This is a genomic window from Aliikangiella coralliicola, from assembly GCF_007004725.1.
Classification (GTDB): Bacteria; Pseudomonadota; Gammaproteobacteria; order Enterobacterales; family Kangiellaceae; genus Aliikangiella; species Aliikangiella coralliicola.
In genome coordinates this window covers 85,103-104,973 of record NZ_ML660170.1, presented here as the reverse complement: position 1 = coordinate 104,973, position 19,871 = coordinate 85,103, and the positions used below count along the sequence as shown (strand labels likewise).

12 protein-coding genes and 1 tRNA gene are annotated in these 19,871 nt (G+C 41.6%); 10 read left to right on the top strand and 3 right to left on the bottom strand.

What is annotated here, in order from left to right; all coding sequences use genetic code 11:
* Positions 1-164: 164 nt before the first annotated feature.
* Entirely contained in the window at positions 165-3,617 is a 3,453-nt protein-coding gene (gene mfd / locus FLL46_RS22530) for a transcription-repair coupling factor (protein ID WP_246119385.1), read from the bottom strand.
* Positions 3,618-3,973: 356 nt separating this feature from the next.
* Between mfd and FLL46_RS22525 the strand changes: the two genes are divergently transcribed.
* The 5 genes from FLL46_RS22525 to FLL46_RS22505 all read left to right on the top strand — a co-directional run bounded on the left by FLL46_RS22525 (position 3,974) and on the right by FLL46_RS22505 (position 10,799).
* Positions 3,974-6,433: a sugar-transfer associated ATP-grasp domain-containing protein gene (locus FLL46_RS22525; protein ID WP_142933985.1), complete on the top strand. Its 2,460-nt coding sequence runs from the start codon at positions 3,974-3,976 to the stop codon at positions 6,431-6,433.
* Entirely contained in the window at positions 6,411-8,567 is a 2,157-nt protein-coding gene (locus FLL46_RS22520) for a tetratricopeptide repeat protein (RefSeq protein WP_168204291.1), read from the top strand. The genes FLL46_RS22525 and FLL46_RS22520 overlap by 23 nt, the downstream gene beginning before the upstream one ends.
* Before the next feature lie 95 nt (positions 8,568-8,662).
* A complete protein-coding gene (locus FLL46_RS22515) occupies positions 8,663-9,934 on the top strand; it encodes a TonB-dependent receptor (RefSeq protein WP_142933981.1) in 1,272 nt (423 codons plus the stop codon).
* Positions 9,935-10,094: 160 nt separating this feature from the next.
* Positions 10,095-10,171 (top strand) — tRNA-Arg (locus FLL46_RS22510).
* Between the two features lie 100 nt (positions 10,172-10,271).
* The gene (locus tag FLL46_RS22505; protein WP_142933979.1) at positions 10,272-10,799 is read left to right on the top strand and encodes a hypothetical protein; all 528 of its coding nucleotides are present in this window, start codon (positions 10,272-10,274) and stop codon (positions 10,797-10,799) included.
* A gap of 199 nt (positions 10,800-10,998) precedes the next feature.
* Here the strand turns inward: FLL46_RS22505 and FLL46_RS22500 are convergent, their stop codons facing one another.
* On the bottom strand, positions 10,999-11,970 hold the full coding sequence (locus tag FLL46_RS22500; protein ID WP_142933978.1) for a transposase: 972 nt from the start codon (positions 11,968-11,970) through the stop codon (positions 10,999-11,001).
* Positions 11,971-12,468: 498 nt separating this feature from the next.
* Between FLL46_RS22500 and FLL46_RS22495 the strand changes: the two genes are divergently transcribed.
* From FLL46_RS22495 to FLL46_RS22480, 4 genes are all read left to right on the top strand, one after another.
* The gene (locus tag FLL46_RS22495) at positions 12,469-13,290 is read left to right on the top strand and encodes a tetratricopeptide repeat protein (RefSeq protein ID WP_142933976.1); all 822 of its coding nucleotides are present in this window, start codon (positions 12,469-12,471) and stop codon (positions 13,288-13,290) included.
* A 423-nt stretch (positions 13,291-13,713) separates the two neighbouring features.
* Positions 13,714-16,608 carry a tetratricopeptide repeat-containing hybrid sensor histidine kinase/response regulator gene (locus tag FLL46_RS22490; RefSeq protein WP_142933974.1) on the top strand — a complete coding sequence of 965 codons (2,895 nt, stop codon included), beginning with the start codon at positions 13,714-13,716 and terminating at the stop codon, positions 16,606-16,608.
* A 359-nt stretch (positions 16,609-16,967) separates the two neighbouring features.
* Positions 16,968-17,699 (top strand): hypothetical protein, encoded by a 732-nt coding sequence (locus tag FLL46_RS22485; RefSeq protein WP_142933972.1) that lies wholly within the window; start codon positions 16,968-16,970, stop codon positions 17,697-17,699.
* 87 nt (positions 17,700-17,786) lie between these two features.
* Entirely contained in the window at positions 17,787-18,317 is a 531-nt protein-coding gene (locus tag FLL46_RS22480) for a GNAT family N-acetyltransferase (RefSeq protein ID WP_142933971.1), read from the top strand.
* 82 nt (positions 18,318-18,399) lie between these two features.
* Here FLL46_RS22480 and FLL46_RS22475 read toward each other — a convergent pair whose 3' ends face one another.
* Entirely contained in the window at positions 18,400-19,056 is a 657-nt protein-coding gene (locus tag FLL46_RS22475) for an outer membrane beta-barrel protein (protein WP_142933969.1), read from the bottom strand.
* A gap of 389 nt (positions 19,057-19,445) precedes the next feature.
* Here FLL46_RS22475 and FLL46_RS22470 point away from each other — a divergent pair, with 389 nt between their 5' ends.
* Positions 19,446-19,832 carry a DUF3592 domain-containing protein gene (locus FLL46_RS22470; protein WP_142933967.1) on the top strand — a complete coding sequence of 129 codons (387 nt, stop codon included), beginning with the start codon at positions 19,446-19,448 and terminating at the stop codon, positions 19,830-19,832.
* The last annotated feature ends 39 nt before the right edge of the window (positions 19,833-19,871 follow it).

Here is a 19,871-nt window from a genome sequence, read left to right as displayed (position 1 = left end):
TCTTTTCAAAATACTTCACAGGCGTTTTAATTTTCGCCCTGACGCCTGATTTGGTGCCTATGATAAGTGGTAACAGGGGCGCCGCGCTGTGTCTGTTTTCACCAAAATTATTAATGTGTCGCACAAACCGGTGACATTGGGTCCGATAGTTGGAATACTAACCTTTAGCCGCCCAGCGTTGCAATCAAAGAATCTATCTGTTGCTTACGTTGTTCTACCGATTCGTTTGGACTGCTCACTTTTAACACTGTTCCCTGAATAAGCTTATATTTAGTCGGATTAGTCTGAATAAGCTGGATCAATTTGGCCGTATCAATATTGGGCTCTGCGGTAAATTCCAGGGTTATGCTGGATTGATTCGCGTCTAACTTAGTAATGCCGAGTTTAGACAGTCGTTGTTTCAGTTCGGTGGCGTGGAATAACGCTTTTGTTGCATCAGGCAGCAAGCCAAATCGGTCAATCAACTCAACTTGCAGCTGGCGTAGCGCCTCAGCGTCTTTTGCGCTGGCGATTCGTTTATACAAAGACAGGCGTAAACCAACATCCGGTACGAAAGATTCCGGTAACAATGCCGACTCGCCCAGACTAATTTCTGTCTGGTTGTCCTGCGTCATTTTCAGCGAAGGTTCCAGGCCACTCTTCAAAGCGTTAACCGCGCGGTCGAGTAAATCCATATACAGCGTAAAACCGATGGTTTGCATGTGTCCGCTTTGCTCATCGCCCAGCAATTCGCCGGCGCCACGAATTTCCAGGTCGTGCGTGGCGAGGATAAACCCGGCGCCGAGGTCCTCAAGATTGCCTATTGCTTCCAGACGTTTTTTCGCATCTTTGGTAATGGTTTTCGGATTCGGTGTTAACAAATAAGCATAGGCCTGATGATGTGAACGGCCGACTCGGCCACGCAACTGGTGTAGTTGGGCCAATCCAAGTTTATCGGCGCGATCCATAATAATGGTGTTAGCGGTGGGGACATCAATGCCTGTTTCGATAATGGTTGTACATACCAATACATGGTATTTCTGATGATAAAACTGCTTCATCACTTCTTCCAGATTTCTTTCGCGCATTTGTCCATGGGCGGTGGCAACTTCGATTTCCGGTAATAATTCTTTTATTTCGCGAGCCACGCGTTCGATTGAGTCTACCGAGTTATGTAGAAAATAGACTTGCCCACCACGGCGAATTTCTCGTTGAATCGCTTCTTTAATGAGTGGCAGGTTATGCTGACGTACAAAGGTTTTAATCGCCAGGCGTTTTGCCGGTGGTGTGGCGATAATTGACAGGTCACGCATTCCCGACATCGACATGTTCAGCGTTCGCGGAATAGGGGTCGCGGTGAGAGTGAGAATATCAACTTTGGCACGATACGATTTAAGAATTTCTTTTTGGCGTACACCGAAGCGGTGTTCTTCATCGATTAGCAACAAGCCTAATTCTTTAAATTTAGGCTTTCCGGTCAATAAGCGGTGGGTGCCAATCACAATGTCTATTTTGCCGGACTCTACGTTTGCTAATAACTCTTCCTGTTCTTTTTTGGTTTGGAATCGTGACAACACGCCGATGTTCACCGGCCATTGGGCAAACCGATCTTGAAATGAATTAAAATGTTGTTGCGCGAGCAGGGTGGTGGGCACCAACATGGCTACCTGCATACCACTTTGAATGGCGACAAAGGCGGCTCGCATAGCGACTTCGGTTTTGCCGAACCCAACGTCTCCACAGACTAACCTGTCCATTGGCGTAGAAGCTTGCATGTCTTTGACCACTGCTTCAATCGACTGAGCTTGATCGGGGGTTACTTCAAATTCAAACTCACTGGCGAATTTTTCATAATCACTCAAATCGAGTTTATGGCGAATGCCTTTTTCCGCCGCACGGCGTGCGTAAAGGTCGAGTAACTCTGCGGCTGTGTCTCTGGCTTTTTCAATGGCCTTGCGTTTCGCCTTACTCCACGATTCGCTACCCAGCTTGTGCCATGGAGCCGTTTCAGGATTGCTGCCAGAAAAGCGATGGATCAGATGAAGCGACTGAACTGGTACATAAAGCTTGTCGCCGCCGGAATATTCCAGCGTCAGAAATTCGCTGGTAACACCACCTGCTTCCAATGTTTGTAACCCAAGGTATCGACCGACACCCTGATCAACATGCACGACTGGATCACCCGGTTTAAGCTCTGCCAAACTGTGGATCAGTAAATCGGGCGAAACACCTTTGTCACTGCGACGACGAGATTGTAAAACCTGGCTGCCGAATAAGTCACTTTCACAAATTACCAGAAAATCGTCTGAACCAAATCCTTGTTGGGGGGCAGCGGTGGTTAACGCGACACCATCGGAAATTTCTTTAAATGACTGCCAGCTGGTGACATTTTCCGGTTGAATATCATTCTTTACCAGAAGCTCTCGCAACACTTCCTGCCGGCCGGATGATTCTGCGCAAATTAATATTTTCTGATAGTCATCGAGTACTTCTTTCAGATGGTTGAAAGGGCTGGTTGAACGATGCTCAATTTGCACCGACGGACATTTGGAATAATTGAGAGAAATGGCGTTCTCTGTTTTTTCTTTTGTCGATTTTTGTAGAGAAAGCGATGCAAACTGGTTCAGCTGAGAAAATAGCTCGCTATCATTTAAAAACAGGCTATGTGGTTCAACAATCGGGCGCTCAATATCGTACCGATATTGTTCATACCTTTCATTCAATTCATTCCAAAATGAATTAATCGGTTTAGTCAGATCGCCTCGGCGAACGATGAGTAGTTTATCGTTATCAATAAAGTCAAATATGGTTGAGAGTTGATCAAAAAATAAGGGCAGATAATACTCGATGCCAGCAGGAAAAATACCGTTACTCACATCACGGTAAATTGAAGATTCCTTAATATTGCTATCAAAGGCAGCACGCCAGTTTTGGCGAAATGTCGCTACTGCATTTTCATTGGTTGGATATTCTCTGGCGGGCAACAAGTTTATTTCAGAGACTTTCTCAGTGGTTAGTTGTGATTCAGGCTCAAAGTAACGGAGTGAATCGATTTCATCGTCGAATAATTCGATTCGAATCGGCGATGAGGCGCCCATTGGGAAAAGGTCCAGAATTGATCCTCTTACCGCAAACTCTCCGTGCTCCATCACGTTTGCAACGCAGGTGTAACCATTATTATCGAGTTGAATTCGAAGGGTTTCAAAATTGATGGTCTGGCCGGTTTTAAGTAGCAGGCATTGCTGTTCGATATAATTTCGAGATGGTAGTTTTTGTAACGCGGATGACACAGGTAATAATAAAATGCCTTTGTTTAACCGGGGAAGCTGGTAAAGCGTCTGTAAGCGCTCCGAAATGATATCCTGATGCGGTGAAAAATAATCATAGGGTAAAGTTTCCCAGTCCGGCAACGTCATGACTGGCACTTGGCTATCGCCTAAAAAATATTCAATTTCTCGTTTTAGCGGAAAGGTGCTGGCTGCATCGGGCAGTAACACCATCAACAATCCGTCATATTCAGCCGCAACCTGTGCGATGGTCAAAGCAAATGCGCTTCCATGAACCTGACTAAATCGATTAGTGAACCCTGGTTTGTGGTTCAGGTCCTGGAGCAAATTGTCTGAAGGAATCATGGTCATTTCGATTCTGGCGGTGAATAGTGGGTTAGAGCGAATGAGGCGCGGATTATACCTCAGCCAAATTAAGGGACCAAATAGTTGTTATTAATCTAGCGAACATTTCCAAAAACGGGAGGATATATCAGTTTAAACGAGTTATTCTCGCCATTTGCCCTAAATAAAATTTAAAGGAAGCGGTGAACTGAGTGCTATTATTGATAACTCTGTCATGGTTTAAATGTGAAAATTTCCACTTGAGCGCTAATTACTACAATTAACTGCTGCTGATGCTAGTATGAAAGGTAGATTTTTGGTTTGTCAGGCATTTAATATCGAGAAGTATACGATGTTCCGGTTTTTTACACTAAGTCCAGTCAATGTTTAAAGTTTTCCCCTGGTTATTCAGGCATTTTAACCCAATTCTGCTAGCCACATTCGCAGTTATCTTTGCTGTGCATGTGATTTCTCTGCAGGATTTTACCCGACATCTGACACCACATAGTATTTACTCCCTGACCCTGGACATGAGTTTTGAGCAGGACGATGAATCGATTAATATCGAAACTTATATTCCGCAAGATGCAGAAAGACAGCAAGTTATCAAAGAAAGCGTTGTTGCTAACGGATTAGGTTATCTGGTGCGCGAAGAGGTTAGTGGTAGAGTGGCCCAGTGGAGTGGCGTGGCGACTGCCAATAATGTTCAGTACAAAGCACTGGTCGCCACTCAGGAAGTTGAGTACGAGATTGGTGACGAGTTAATTATTCCTAAAAATTATCCAGAATCGCTGGCACTTTTCTTAAGTGAAACCAATGCGATTCAGATCAGTCATCCAGAAATTAAGTCGTTATGGCAGCTTATTCAGCCTGAAAACACACGCAATGTTAAAGCGGTACTCCGCTCTATTTATAATTACACTTATCAGCAAATTGAGGGAGCACCTTTTAAAGGTTTTACTGACGCTTTAACGGCACTTCGTTTAAAGCAAGCCAGTTGCAATGGGAAAAGCCGGTTATTTGTCGCATTAGCGCGGCTCAATAACATTCCGGCACGGTTGGTTGGCGGTGTAATTTTAAATGAAGGCAGCAAGAAAACTTCGCATCAGTGGGTGGAAGTTTATGTCAGAGGACACTGGATCCCTTTTGGCCCTACGAACGGAAATTTTGCCCGACTACCTGCCAATTATTTAAGTTTATATTTAACCGACCAAGTCTTGTTCAGACATACCGCAGATATAAATTTCGATTATTTATTTAGTATTGATAAAAGACTGGTTGCCTCCAGCTTGTATCAGATTGATCAAGGCCAGCCTAACGACTCGGATAGTCAAAGCGGCCGATCAATTGATAGTGCGGCGATCAATATTTCCCACTTGTTATTGGTCATGGGATTACAGCCGGAAACCATCGGGCTATTTTTGTTATTTCCGTTATGTACTTTACTCATTACTTTTCTACGCAATGTTCTCGGCGTGAAAACTTTTGGCGTATTTATGCCAATGTTAGTCGCTGCCGCCTGTACTTTTACCGGTTTTTATAAAGGTATCATTGCCTTTGTTGTGATCTTATTGATTAGTTATTTAGCCCATGTCATTTTAGATCGTGCTCGATTATTAAAGGTCCCGCGGCTAGCGGCAATTATAACCATTAATACCATGGTTTTTATTGGCGGCTTAAGTTTAATCGGTACTAGCAGTCGTCTTGAGTTTGGTATGCTTTCTCTGTTTCCTGTGGTTATTATCAGTTTTATCGCAGAAAGAATTCATCAAATGTCTAGCGATGAAAACTGGTTAGAATTGATCAAAGTTTCATTAGGAACTTTGCTGACAATCTGGCTGTGTTTTCTCATTCTCGGCTCGTTTATGCTGGAAGCTTTATTTTCGTTTTATCCTGAGTTTTATCTCCTTGTTCTGGTCGCGCAAATTTATATCGGACGCTGGACCGGATTGAGGCTCAGCGAGCTTTATCGGTTTAAAAATATATTGGGTAATAAGGACCATCCGGTATTGGGAATTAATAAAAGAAACCGGCACCTGGTTTATAAACTCAATCAAAAATCACTACTCAAATTGGCGGCAGATAAGCTGCAAAGTAAAGCGGTTTTAAAAGCACATGACATTCCTGTTCCAAAAACTTTGCTGGCCGTTGAAAGCCTGGCAAATCTCAATGATGTTGGTAAGTTACTCGAGCAAGTGAATCAATTTGCGCTCAAGCCTAATCAGGGTTCGCAGGGAAATGGGATTATGATTATCGTGGACAAAAAAGAGGGGGAGTTTATTTCCGCAAGCGGTAAAAAGATTAGTAAGCAAATGATTTCACAACATTGTGCTGAAATTATTGCGGGCAGTTTTTCGCAAACCGGAGACACCGATTGCGCTTACTTCGAACCACTGTTAACACAACACGATAGTTTGCAAAAACTTGCACCTTATGGTTTGAGTGATATTCGAGTAATCGTGAGCAAAGGTAAAGTCATTAGTGCCATGTTAAGAATGCCGACCAAATTGTCTGATGGTAAAGCAAACCTTCACCAGGGTGCAGTTGGTATCGCCATCGATGTAATAAGTGGCAAAACGACTAATGCAAGATTAAAACAAAAAACGGTGTCTCATCACCCTGACAACAATCAGCCGCTGGTTGATGTAGAGTTACCGTTTTGGAAGGAAATTATTGAGATGTCACTCGCTTGTGAAAAAGCGATTGGCTTAGGCTACATTGGCGTTGATATATGTATTGATGAAAAACTTGGGCCGCTGGTATTGGAGGTGAACGGCAGGCCGGGAATTGAAATTCAAAATGTTCAGAATAGAGGGTTTTATGGCCAATTCCAAAACACCTGATATGATCAATGAACAGGGTACAGATGAGTCTGAGTCAAGGGCATCAGTATCAAGTATATCTGCTCCGAAAAAAAACGCTCCGAAAAAAGCCGCTTCGAACAAAACAGCTAACGATTACCCACAACAATATATGGACGAAATTAGTGATGATAGCGGCGATATTACCCCGGTTAAACACCTCGCCAACGCAATTCCTTTGACGGTTTCATTTGTATTTTTAGGTATTGCATTAATATTATTTGAAAGTGCCTTATCCAATCGGGAAGAAGCACCGATTAAAGTTTTAGTCACCACAGAAAGCGATGAACTGGCAGAGGAAAACCCGTTAAACAATGAAACTGAAAATAGCTCGGTTGATTACAGTGCGAAGATCATTGACTTAGCTGATGAAATAGAATCACTCTACGTTGGCGGAACGATTGAAGCCGCTAAAATTATGACTCATCCTCAAGTAGTCGCGTTAAAAAATCAAAACCAGACTTATTCGGTAATCGTTCATATTGTTGAGAGCTTGCTTGCTCGTAAAGACTATACAGCGGCATTGCCGTTGATAACGCCACTTGAAGAATCAATCAGAGACCAATATGGGTTATCTTTCAGTTATGCAAAGTGTTTATCTAACACCGGTGAGATAGCGCAGGCTATCGAACAATACCAGTCATTACTCGCCAAACGGCCGGCTCATCAGCGTGCGTCGATTAATCTGGGGCTGCTACTGTTGCGACAGAATCAATTCCAACAAGCCAAAACATTATTTGCATCGGCGGTGAGCTATACATCTGCCACTCGTAAAGCGAAATCCTACGCGGGTCTGGCTGATGCGGAGGTCGGACTGGGAGAGTTTCAGTCTTCAATTGCCAACTACAAAAAAGCGATTGAATATCGACCTTCTCATCCTTTGACCTGGCGTAAGTTAGCCAGGGCAGAGCAAGCCAATGGAAGTCCGTCAAAGGTGGTCAGGCAGGCCTATGATAAAGCCGTTGGGATCGACCCAAGAAACTTCCGTTTATTGGCTGAATACGCCGATTATCTGTTTTCCAACATGTTGTATTCTGAGGCGATTAGCGTTTTGAGAAAGGCGCTTAAACAGTCGAAAGAATCGGTCAATCCGAGGCTTTTGTTATTGATGAGCTACTTAGAACAGGGTAGACCGTTAAATGCGAGTAAGCAATTAAGGCTGTTACAAAAACACATTTCGAGTAATCAGGAAAAAACGCTGGCGAGCGCATTGGAGCAATATATTTCCAAGCAATACCGGCCAAGTTTAACGACCGCTAAATCCAGTTTGAAAAAAAACAGGGATAACAACCTTGCCTATTATTTAATCGGAAGGGCTTATCTGGCACTGGCAAAACCAAGAAATGCAGAAATTTATTTACGCAAGATAGCGACGGACAGTGTTTACTATTTACCTGGGCGTTACCGATTAGCATTAGCACTCATTGAGCGAGGTGCTAATAATAAGGACAAAAAAGTGAATCAGTCGGCGGAGGAGGCAGAGAAAAAGCCGTCAGATAATGGCGTTGAGATGCTCGCTGAGTTGTTTGAAAGACTACCTGACAACCATAAGATCGCCTATCAAGTTGCGTTACAAACATACGCAAAAAGAAAGTTAAGTATTGCCGAAACCGCGATAGACAGGGCAATTCAGCTACGCCCAAAAGACAAAAAGTACTTATTGCTGAAAGCGCGTATTTTATGGCGAAACGGACTGTCCGAGCAGTCGGTCGAACAGTTGCAGGCGATTCTGGCGGAGAACCCCCGTTATAAAAGGGCTATTTATCGTCTCGCTGACTACCTTGAACAGGACGGCAAGTCAGATCTGGCACTACAGACTTTTGAAAGCTTGACTGAGGTCAGTCGCGAATATAGTAATACGCTGTATCGCATAGCACGCCTGCGCTCCAGCCAAAAACAATCGCAACAGGCGCTGGTGTTGCTGGAGGAGTATTTGCAGCAAAAAGAAGGGGATGTGGCGGCAAGGCTACTATACGCCCGCAGCTTTTGTGAAACTAGTCAATTCAATCTTTGCGATAAACAGATAGAATTGATCCTTAAGCTCGCTCCCAATAACAAAGATGCGCTAGAATTAAGGCGAGTTTTTATTTCTGACGGCACAAATAGTGACCAATAAGCCTAAGATAAATTGAGTTATGCGGTTTATTGAGTTCAGAACAGCCCGTCAGTTTCAGGTGGTTTGAAATTAAATAGTTGCAGTTGAGATAAAAATTGATAAGAAAATACGTCAAACGAGAGTTCGCCAGGCAGGTTGTGAATGTTCGCAAAGGGATGGGCGAGAGCTCTCATAAACAGCTCGTTATTCAGCCAGTTAAACGGCGAATTAAACAGTCTATCAAGCAATCGTTAAATCGAAACATCTTGATTTCCGGTCTGCTAGTTTCTGGCTTATCGTTTTATGCGCCAATGGCGTCTTCGGCTGATTTATACTTAACCGGACTGTACGGGCTGGATGACAATCCGCATAATTTATCCGATGCTCGCGCGCCAAAGCAGGAAGAGTTTGCCTTTGCTGATTTCAAGCTTTCCGCAAATTATGACAGGATGTTTTACGCCAAAGCTTATGCTAAAAAAGCCCATTATTTTAACGATGAAAGGGCAGACTGGTTTAAAGGTGAGCTAGATCTTGCGTTTAAGTCGAAGTTTAAAATTAAGAAATATCGTTTTCGCTACAAGCTATCTGCTGATCATATGGTCAATGATGAAACCTACGTCAGTAAGGTAACTGGTTTGGTGGCGACATTTGGTGGTCAGTCAATTGCCGATCGATATGATGCAGAGACCACCAATTACAATGGCGAGCTGTCTTATAAAACCAAGCAAAATACCACCTTTAAACTGAAACTACAGCAACGTCAAAAAGCCTATGAAGAGTTTACCATTGCCGGTTTAAGTAACCTGGATTATGACCACAACAGGATCGGTTTTGATATTGATTATCGACCATCGGACAGCGGGCGTTTTTTCCTTGATACTGAAGTGACTCAACGTGATTTTGTTGATCGCCGCGCGAAAGACTTGCAAGGGGATGATATTGCTGACTCTCAATTGGAATATAACTACTATGGCGTGAAAATGGGTTATGTCTATCGCCCCGATAGCAGTGTGCGTTGGAGATATTCCTTCAAATATAATAATCGCCGCGATAATTCCAGCGGTTATTGGAATGCTAACGCCAGTTCTATTTCAATTTCTACCAAGTATGTTTTAGCTGATTATCATATTCTCAAGGGACGACTTAAATATTCTAAGTTCACCTATGAGAATCAGCTCGATCAAGACACCACAGGGCTTGATGAGGAAATTAAGGAAAGGCATGGCGTTACCTTGAGTTTTGATTATGAGTGGATTTTAGCGACTTTATACGACACCAAACTGGGCCTGTATTTCGGTATTGAGTCTGGTGCTTTTGTCAGTTCTAATCCTGATTATGAGTATGAAGGAACGAGTGTTTCAGCTGGTATTCGCTGGCGAATTTTTTAGGTGGACTATTTAACCCGAACTTAGATTAATTTAGCTTGATGGCAGCGTTCATTTAAGCGAGAATATCGCCTGGATTTTCCGGGCAGATGATTTTAGAGTCTCGATTTTATAAAGTCTTTATTAATCTTTCTTTTTTGGTCAATCCTGATTTTCTTAATATGCGCTCGTAGCTCACTTGGATAGAGCGGCCCCCTCCTAAGGGGCAGGTAACAGGTTCGACTCCTGTCGAGCGCGCCATTGATTTTAGTTCCTGCCTTTTCAACCAATTTTTATGTTTTGAATCTGCGTGATTTTGAGACTATATTTTATCTAATTATTTTAATACTAGGTTATTGATATGGATGATAAAGGTACAAGTAATACGCATAACATAAGAGAAGTAACTGTTTCATTGACAAAAGGCAACGAACCTACAGTAATAAAACATCAAGGGAAAGAAATTGACCTTTCTCATACCATCAGACAAGCCAAATCTGAACCGGGTAAACATCATGAAGTAAAAATAGATGATAATAGAATGGCGAGAATTTCTTATTCCAATAACAAAGGGAAATTTTCTGTACAAATCAGGCGTTTTGATGGGAGAGAGTTAAGGGCAAAATTGTCGATGCCGATGAATTCTCGCATTCAATCTTTTGTTAAAACGGTCGATAATACTTCGCAGGATTCCGGGCAAATTAATTCGGTAAATACTACCCAAATTCACTCACCAAACAAGGCCAATGTCAGGTCGACGACTATCTCACAGTCGTGTTCACACCAGGGAAAATTTCAGCAGAGTTTTAACAATGATGACCATCGTCGCGGGGGCGCATCGCCGCGTTTAGCTGTTTCGACTGGGGTTAATGTAGGTCGGAAAGGTTAAACCAAAACTAAAACACAAAACTAAAACAGACACCCCAATTTAATTTTCAAGTGCCGAAACGCTAGCAAAAAAGAAAAGATACGTAAAACGCATGATATAACTCGATTCCTTAATTTATTTGTGGGAATGTTCTCAAATAGGATTTAAAGGAGAGTGAATTTAGAGTGGATAAATAAACTTGTGGATCAGTAATTGTTGCTCACGATTGACTGGTCGAAACGTAAAGCAGCTTGGAGAAGCTACTACCCTTAATCCATTTCCGTTTTAATGCGCTAGCCCTTTGTTTGAGTTTTTCGATGGAGCCAATGGCCCGGTTGTTCAATCCCAGTCGATGAATTTGAGTGAGCCAGTTGTCTTGCTGTAGATTAAGTCTGTTAAAGACACTGTCGAGATAGGGAGGTATCGATGCTTTGTCAGGATGGACGATTGCTTTACCTGTCCATTCAACGAGTTGGAGATAATGGTTCAGTTTCATTTGAATCGGGCGCCCGTTGATGTTTCCCGCAACGGGTTGTATGGGAACATCCAATCGTCTTTCTTCATCAATTCTTTTTTTGATTGAGGTATGCAGGGATTTTTCCAGTTCCTGAACTACTCCTGCGCGCACGGGATTAAGATCAACGTAAGCCATGCAAGATAAGACCGCGGTTTCATCGAGAAGTGCAATGGATTGATAGCGAGACTCCCAGAATCGACCTTTGACATTATCCTCAATATTGCTATTTTTGGCCAAAGGCTCGTTGAGTCGCGCCATAAACCAGGACAAGCTCCCGAGTCTTTTTCTATATTTCTTCAGCTTTTTATCGTTCGCCATAATCGCTTGTTTTTTCAACTCTCGAAGATGCCGGTTTTCGAGGTTGTCAAGTTTGCCTGGATAGGCTCGTAACCAACTCTCAGCAACCTTTTCTTTGCTCCAATTGAGGGGCGCTTTTGGATCGAGGTAGAGCACCAGATGGTAGTGATTATCCATGATTGCGTAAGCATAAAGTTGGACGGCAAAAATTTCTGCCAATTCCAACATCCGTTTTTCTAGCCACGCTTTTCGGTGATCACAATTATTACCGGTGAATGGATCGTCACCACACAAAAAAGCGCGTCGAACACATCGAGATATGCAGTGGTAAAAGCCAGGCGTTTCTGAATCAACGAGTTCTTTTCGAGCGATTGCCATATTTCGTCCTTGAAAATAGTATTGGCCGTAGTTTATCCGACCATTCAAAATATTCGAACTGATAATTGATTAAATTGTTGTAAGAAATTGCTGATTGACTTTGTCGGTGTTTGTTTATGATCGGGGTGTCTGGTTTATTTGAGACAACTCAGAAAGGCGAGACGAAACGCGCGCCTTTGAAAGCAGGGGAGTCTAATTTGCTATTCAAAGCGCAAAAAAATACTAGATCATAAAAATCCAGACAGTCACTATAAAGATCTTGGCGAGGCTGAATTTTCTCACATAACTGTTTCACTCATCGAAATCTCGATTATTTTTTCTTTCCAGATTAATATAAAAGTTGCACATTCAGTAAAAGGTAAACAAAACTGTTGGCTTGAAATTTTTACCCGAATTTTTGTAATTTTAGAACAAGAATACTATCCTTTGTACGCGATATCTTGGCGTGCTAATAAGCAGATTGTGTTACTAAAATGGAATCCCTTTAAAGGAATTAGAATGATGGAATCAAGAAAACATCGAATTTACCCAACAAATCCATTAGGCATCATTGCGCTATTTGTGTTTTTTATCGAAGCAATCTCTACTTTTTCTTTAAAGATATTGGCGGATACCCATTCTGAATATGTCAGTGCTTTGGTCTATTTTATTATCTTGTTTCCTTCAGCTATTGCGGTGATGTTTTTTCTGACCTTGTGGTGTAAAAGAGAAGCACTATTTGCTCCAGGCGATTTTAAAGATGAAAGTAATTTTCTTTCTCTTTTTCCCGATAATTCTGACCCGATAGCGCTCGATCTTAATTCCATATTCTCGACAATAGCAGCCCAGAAGGCAAGCACGCCACCAAATACCACCCAGGGAAAAAAGCTGAATAAAGTAGAGCGCTCGTTCGCGCTTAGCGCCGCTACTTTAGGCGTGCAGTCTAACCTGAGCCCTGAAAATTTAGGGCCAATCATAAAAAAGTTGGAATCTTTGCCCTGGAGGAAACCCCTTGACCCGCAAGTCGCTTCTTATCTAACTTTGCTTTACAGGCGAGTTGGTAAAGTAAAAAAGGCGATATCAATATTATCTGAAGTATTGAGTCTCGGCGTACAGTCAGAAAGCTTGTCGAAAAAAGAGCAGGCACATTTTTTATATAATCTTGCCTGTTATAACTCGTTACTTTCCGCCGATTCGGATAAAGATAAATTTACCCAGCGAGCATTAGCGCATTTAAAACGCGCGATTGATATCAATGAAAAATATAAGCGTAAGGCCCAAACTGACCCTGACTTTGATCCAATCAGGAACTCAGGTGAATTTATAGAGGTCATCTCATAAGAACCGAGCTGTTTAATATTTCGTTCGATGTGAGGTAACTTAGGGTCAGCTCCCTGAATTTAGTTTTATAAAAATCAATGAGTTAAAGTGAAGAATTCTAGAAACGGGTGATAGATTTCTGTAGGTATGGGTTAAGAGCTAAACGTACTTGATGAATAGTGGTTTATAGGAAGGTCTTTAATCAGCGTCGGCAAGTAAAATATTGTCTATAATATTTTATATTATTTCTTATTGAGATTTTTTTCGTAATAGTTGGTTCGGCTGTTGACCGTGTTGTTTTCGTGAGCAGTATTATTTGGGCGTTAGATCAGCTTCGTTATCATAGTAGGCTTGGCGCACGGACGTTATTTCTATATTTGATATCCCAGATGTTTATGACAGAGAAATTTTTACGCTAATGAGTGTTCGTCCAGGATTTTCATTGTGAACGCAAAAACGATTTGCGGGTTATTGATCATTCTTTCAGTGAGCGGGGTGACGTGGCAGTCAAATGCGCAACAGAATCCTTCAATCATTGAAAAACGCCTGGAACAGAGCGAGGGTCAAGAAAGGCTCGAGTTGTTGATTGAGTTAACTCACGCCTACCAGGTTAAATTTCCTAACAAGTCCATTTCATACGGTAACGAAGCACTCGCTTTACTAGCAGAGTTTCCAGACGAAACTCTTGAGCTTAAGTTACTCAACGCTTTGCTTCAGGCTAAAATAAAACGCCGTAATTTTGGTGAGGAAATTCTCATTCAGCGCGCTCGTGCGGAAGAATTGGCGCGCAATCACGAGAACTCCGCTTTTCTTGCCAAAGCCATTCAAAACACGGGTGATATTGAACGCCATTATCTGGCGGCTTACGATAGTTCAATTGAGATTTACAAATCATTGGTGAAGTTACAAGAAGAGCGAGGTGATCTGACCGGTCAAGGGAAAGCTTTAAACAAAATGGGAAATGCGTATTGGCGGATGGATAAATATACGCCGGCCCTTGAAGCCTATTTCCAGGCATTTGATCGCTTTACAAAAGCTGATAATGAGGTTGAAGTTGCTAAAGTGCTTAATAATTCTGCTAACGTCTACCATCTGCTGGATCAGAATGAGAAAGCGTTAGAAAACTATCGACAAGCCGTCGCCATTTACCAGAAAAATGGAAATGTAGAAGATATGGCTAAGACCATTAGCAACATGGGGATTATCTTTAGAGAACAAGGTAAGTTTCAAAAAGCGATGGACCAATATCAACGATCCCTGGTGCTAATGCGTGAAGTTGGTAATGAGCGGGGTGTCGCGTCCGGTTTGAGTAATATTGCAGAACTTTATAAAGACATGGGGCAGCTTCAGCAAGCGAAAGAATACACTCTGGAATCTCTCAAGCTTAAAGAAAAACTCGGTGATAAAGTTAACCTTTCCCATGCCTATTTCACGTTGGCAGAAATTTACTCAGAGTTAGGTGACAAAACATCTTCACTAAGTGTTCTTGAGCACACGCTAGAGCTAGCGACTGAAATTAATGAAAGAAGCGATATCAGAGATATTCATTTGCTGCGTTCTCAAATTTATGAATCAATGGGGCGTTTTAAAACGGCATTGGTTGAACATCAGCTTTATGTTGAAATCAAAAATAAAATTACCAATGAAGAAAATAATAAAGCGATTGCGGAAATGCAGACCCGTTTTGATGTTGACAGGAAACAACATGAAATTGAAAAGCTACGTCAACAACAGGCGATGAATGAAGCCAATCTTGAGCGGGAAAAGACGACTAGCCTGGCATTTCAGGGAGGGTTAGTTTTATCCATATTGATAGTTTTTTTACTGATTAATCGAGTTAGGCTAAAAACCAGGGCCAATCGAATTATCGGGGGTAAAAATACTCAACTTGAAAAGGTAAATATTGATCTCAAGAAAGCGAGAGATGTAGCTGATGCAGCGAATCAGGCGAAAAGCGTATTTCTCGCCAATATGAGTCATGAACTACGCACTCCGCTCAATGCGATTCTTGGTTTTTCAGAACTCTCGAAGCGTGTTCCCAGCTTACCGAAGATTTTGCTTAAGTATCAAAATACAATCCATCGTAGTGGTGAACATCTGCTCGATTTAATTAATGATGTATTGGATATGGCGAAAATCGAAGCTGGCCGAACCACCTTTGATCCAAAAAGTTTTGATTTACATCTAATGCTCCACACTATCGAAGATATGTTCAGCCTGCGTGCTCAGGCGAAAGGGATCGCGCTGAACTTCAAAGGGATAAGTCACATTCCTCACTTTATTAAAACTGATGAGAGAAAGTTGCGGCAGATCTTAATAAACCTGTTATCAAATGCGGTGAAGTTTACCGTTAGTGGTGGCGTGACATTGCGAGTTGCTTGCGTCAGGCACTCAGCGCTCAGACTCTGTTTTGAAGTTGAAGACACTGGCTCCGGTATTTCCAAAGAAGAGATTAAATTGCTTTTCAAACCTTTCGGTCAAACAGCGTCTGGCCGTCAGGCAAAGGAGGGAACCGGACTAGGGCTGGCTATTAGTCAAGAATTTGCTCAGTTGCTCGGAGGGAAAATTAACATTGTTAGTAAAGTCGGAAAGGGGACTAATTTTGCATTTGAGATCGACATAGAGGAATCAGACGATCTAGACATCATTCCTTATACAAAAGCGCAAAGGGTAGTGGGGTTGGCTGATGGGCAGAAAGTTTTTCGGATACTGGTGGTTGACGATAGTTCAGATGGGCGAGAGTTGTTGGTGAAGCTAATGGATGAGGCGGGCTTCGATGTCCGCGACGCGGCAAATGGTCTTGAGTCGATTAAAGTATGGGAAGAGTGGCGCCCAGATTTAATTTTGATGGATCTCCAAATGCCAATTCTCGACGGTTATGAAACAATTCGAAGGATTAAGGGGAAACCAGAAGGGCGGGAGACAATTATTATCGCATTAACCGCGAGTGCCTTCGAAGAAGAACGTTCAAAAGTTATGTCGACTGGGTGCGATGATTTTGTGCGCAAACCATTCCGCGCCCAGCATTTGTTTGAAACCATCGCTAAACATTTATCAGTATCTTACCGGTATGAATCTGTTCCGTCATCGCGACCCGAACCAACTAGCGCATTAAGTTCTAAAGATCTTGAAAACTTGCCACACAAACAGTTGGAGATATTACGAGTTGCAGCGGCTGGAGGTGATATCGAAGTTCTGGAGCAACTCAGTAAAAATATCGCAGACAGTAATGAAAGCCTCTCACGAAAGTTAGACAGTATTATCGAGTTATTCGAGTTTGAACAAATTATTGAAGCGATTGATGACACGGGTTTTTCTATTGATAGCGGGCGAGAATAAAAGAGATTCTATCAACGAGCCCATATAGCATTCACTGTTATTTTAGATACATAAGAATTCTTCTCCTTTTCGGCGGACATTTCAGTTCGGTCATTTTGATAAATCGGGCATTTCTCTTTAAAAAATATTGGGCTTGATATTTTATTTTGTAAATATGGGAGACTCTAAAAAACAAGACAACCAGAGAGTGATAAGGAGTGCCCGTGTGAACGCCGTTACTATAAAACTTATGTTATCAATCAAGGGCGGCTTGGACGGTTGAGTTGAGAAAGTCAGTAATCATGTAATCAAGTGTAATGGCATTCATTTGCCAATACATTAATCTCGATTATTATGAGTTAAGATTACGCGAGGTGTGCATGTATTCATTTAAAATATCTTGTGGTAATTGCGATGCGCATATGGGGACGCTCGTATTTAATAACGTGCACATTGAAAGCAATGTTAGTCGCGTTGATATTAATGAGTCTATTGAAGTGCTTTGTGAATTATGTAGCCACAATCCAGAAGAAAGCTTCCGGCATTTAGTTCGTGGTGAAATGAATAAACGAATTCGACTACACAAATACATGACATCAGTATTTAATCAAAGCATTGGACCTGCTGGTGAAAGCAGTAGCGTCATAGCTGGAAGGGCCGGGCATCCATTACTTTTAAAAGCTGGTACTCACAGTGAGTTGCTACTTGGTTTTTCCGAAATTGAAATCAATTATTTGCGACGGGCCGGCAGTGGTATTGTTAACAAAAATCGTAGTGCAATAGAAACTGAACTTCAGTGTGACATGAGTACAGCGTTTATTCGATGGCTGTATTTGGTTCAAGAAATCGAGTGCGGCAAAATGAATACAACTTATGTTCGTCTGGTATTAAGTAGTGCCTTACCGAAACTGCCTGATTTGAACCAGTTAAAGAAAATGAAAGGCCTACGCGGAAGGGGGAAGCGCATTGACTTTCTTAATAGCTACCAAAACAAAATCAAGAAAGTAGGCACTGAGTTGTCAAAAAGATTGACACGATCAAAACAACTACAGCGAACGGATAGAAGCGCTGTCAGGGTGAGTTTAATGGAAGGTGAAGATTCTGACGGGTAGATATTAATCTTTCAGGTTACAGGTTTATATGAAATAATACCCCAATGGTGAGGTATTTGTGTTTCTTATCTTGGGATTAAAGTTTGTATGAATAGCGGTGATAAAGTCATTATTGAAAGAGTTCGTGAAGACGATGCTGCTAGTCTACTTACGTTTGCGAGAGAAACTTTTATCGAAGCTTTTGCGCGATATAATAGCGCTTCAGATATGGAGAGCTATCTGGCTGAAAAATTTACTTTAGAGCAAATAAGAAAGGAGCTTGGCACCGAAGGGGCTGAGTTTTATGCCGCAAAAATAGCAGAGCGTCAGGTTGGGTATCTTAAGGTAAACTGGGAAGCCGCTCAGTCAGAAAATCTTGACGATGCGACATTAGAAATTGAACGCATATATTGCCACTCAGATTTTTATGGCCAAGGTATTGCGCAAATTTTGTTTAATAAAGCCCTGTCACTAGCGAAGGAAGGTAAAGTAGATTATCTTTGGTTAGGCGTTTGGGAGGAAAATCCTCGTGCTATTCGCTTTTATGAAAAATGTGGTTTTGTTCCTTTTGGTAAGCACGACTTTAAGTTAGGTGAGTCGATTCAAACGGATATTATGATGAGGCTCTTGTTAAAGTAAATGCCATTAAGAATCACAAAACTAGCCGTATCAACAGTACTGGTTTTGTAATTCTTATTTTACAGAGTTAGCGAACGACGAGTTAAAAAGAGTAAGAAAGCGCGATAGAATAAACAGTAAAACCATTGTCATAACCAAAGTCTCTCACTAAATTTCCGTCAATAACAGTCACAGCATTGTCTTCATTAAATTTGATGTTATATTTATCCGCAGTTAGCGACAGGTTCACATTGTTATTAAAATGATAGGTCAATCCAACACCCGCAAACACGTCGGTTCCTTTTTCGACAGTCTTCATTTGTAAGCTGTTTAATGTTGCTTCTGAACGCCAGTCGATCATTCCAAGCCTGATAAATCCGCTCCATGGTCCATCTCCAATATCACTATTAAGTATTCCAGCAAAGGTGTAACCGTTAGTTTCCGTGTTCGCGATAAACGCATTTGATATATTCGCGTTAAAAACATCGGTATTAACTCTCGCATCACCTAAATCGATATGTCCCAAGCTCAAAGCGAAACTGTCTGTCATTTGATAGTCATAATTAATCGCGTAGGAGCTTGAAGTATTGGTCGCATGTAGCACACTATTATCGTTTAATGCATGATCCGAATTCCCTAAGCTAAAGGTCAATGAGTGTCGATTAGCCTTTGACTGCTCATCATCGGCGAAACTCTCTGTAGGGATAATAGTTAGCAAGCAGAGGGCAATTAAGTTAGCATTGAATACTGTTTTTTTCATTTTTAAATCCTTGTAAGTTGTCGAGAAGCTAGGATTTTAAATTCGATAACTTAACCGAAACTGAATATTCCATAGGGTATGGCAACAACGATTTTTTTGAGAAAAGGGGTTAACACAGATAGTATTAAAAGTATGGGAAAAGGTTTAAGGCGTTAAAGTTCTATTGAATTACTTTGACTATGTGTTGTAATAGTGGAAATGTATTTTGTAATAATCTCAAAAATGTAAAAAAGCAGGTTGTTAAGGAAACTGTAGCATTTTCTCTAACTGATTTGTAACGAGGTCTTGTCTGTTGAATTATCATCGAACGAAAAACGCTAATAATTTATTAACAAACTTGCAGTTTTTTGGCACTATGTATTCTCTAAACGCAACCAAAGGGGCTGATTATGGACGCTGAAATAATTCCATTAATCGCTGGAGTCATTTTTCTATTATTAGGACTTTATATCGCAATCGATACGTACCGCTTTAGAAAATATGCGGTAGTTACTCAAGGAAAAATTGTAAAGTACGAATCTTATATTTCTAAAGGTAGCGATGGAACCAAAAGGACAATGTACCGGCCATTCTTTGAATTTGAAGTGGATGGTCAGAGTTATCAGGTTAAATCAGATACTTCATCCGCAGGAAAAACTATACCCGTAGGTGGGGCGGTCGAAGTAATGTACCATCAGGATAAAATTGAAAAAGCGAGGATTCGAAGTGGCGGCGCCTATGGGTTAAGTATCCTATTCATTGTATTATCAATTCCAGCCTTTTTGCTTGGGTTATAACAAAATTTGACTTAACTTTACTTAATTTCAAGTCACAGA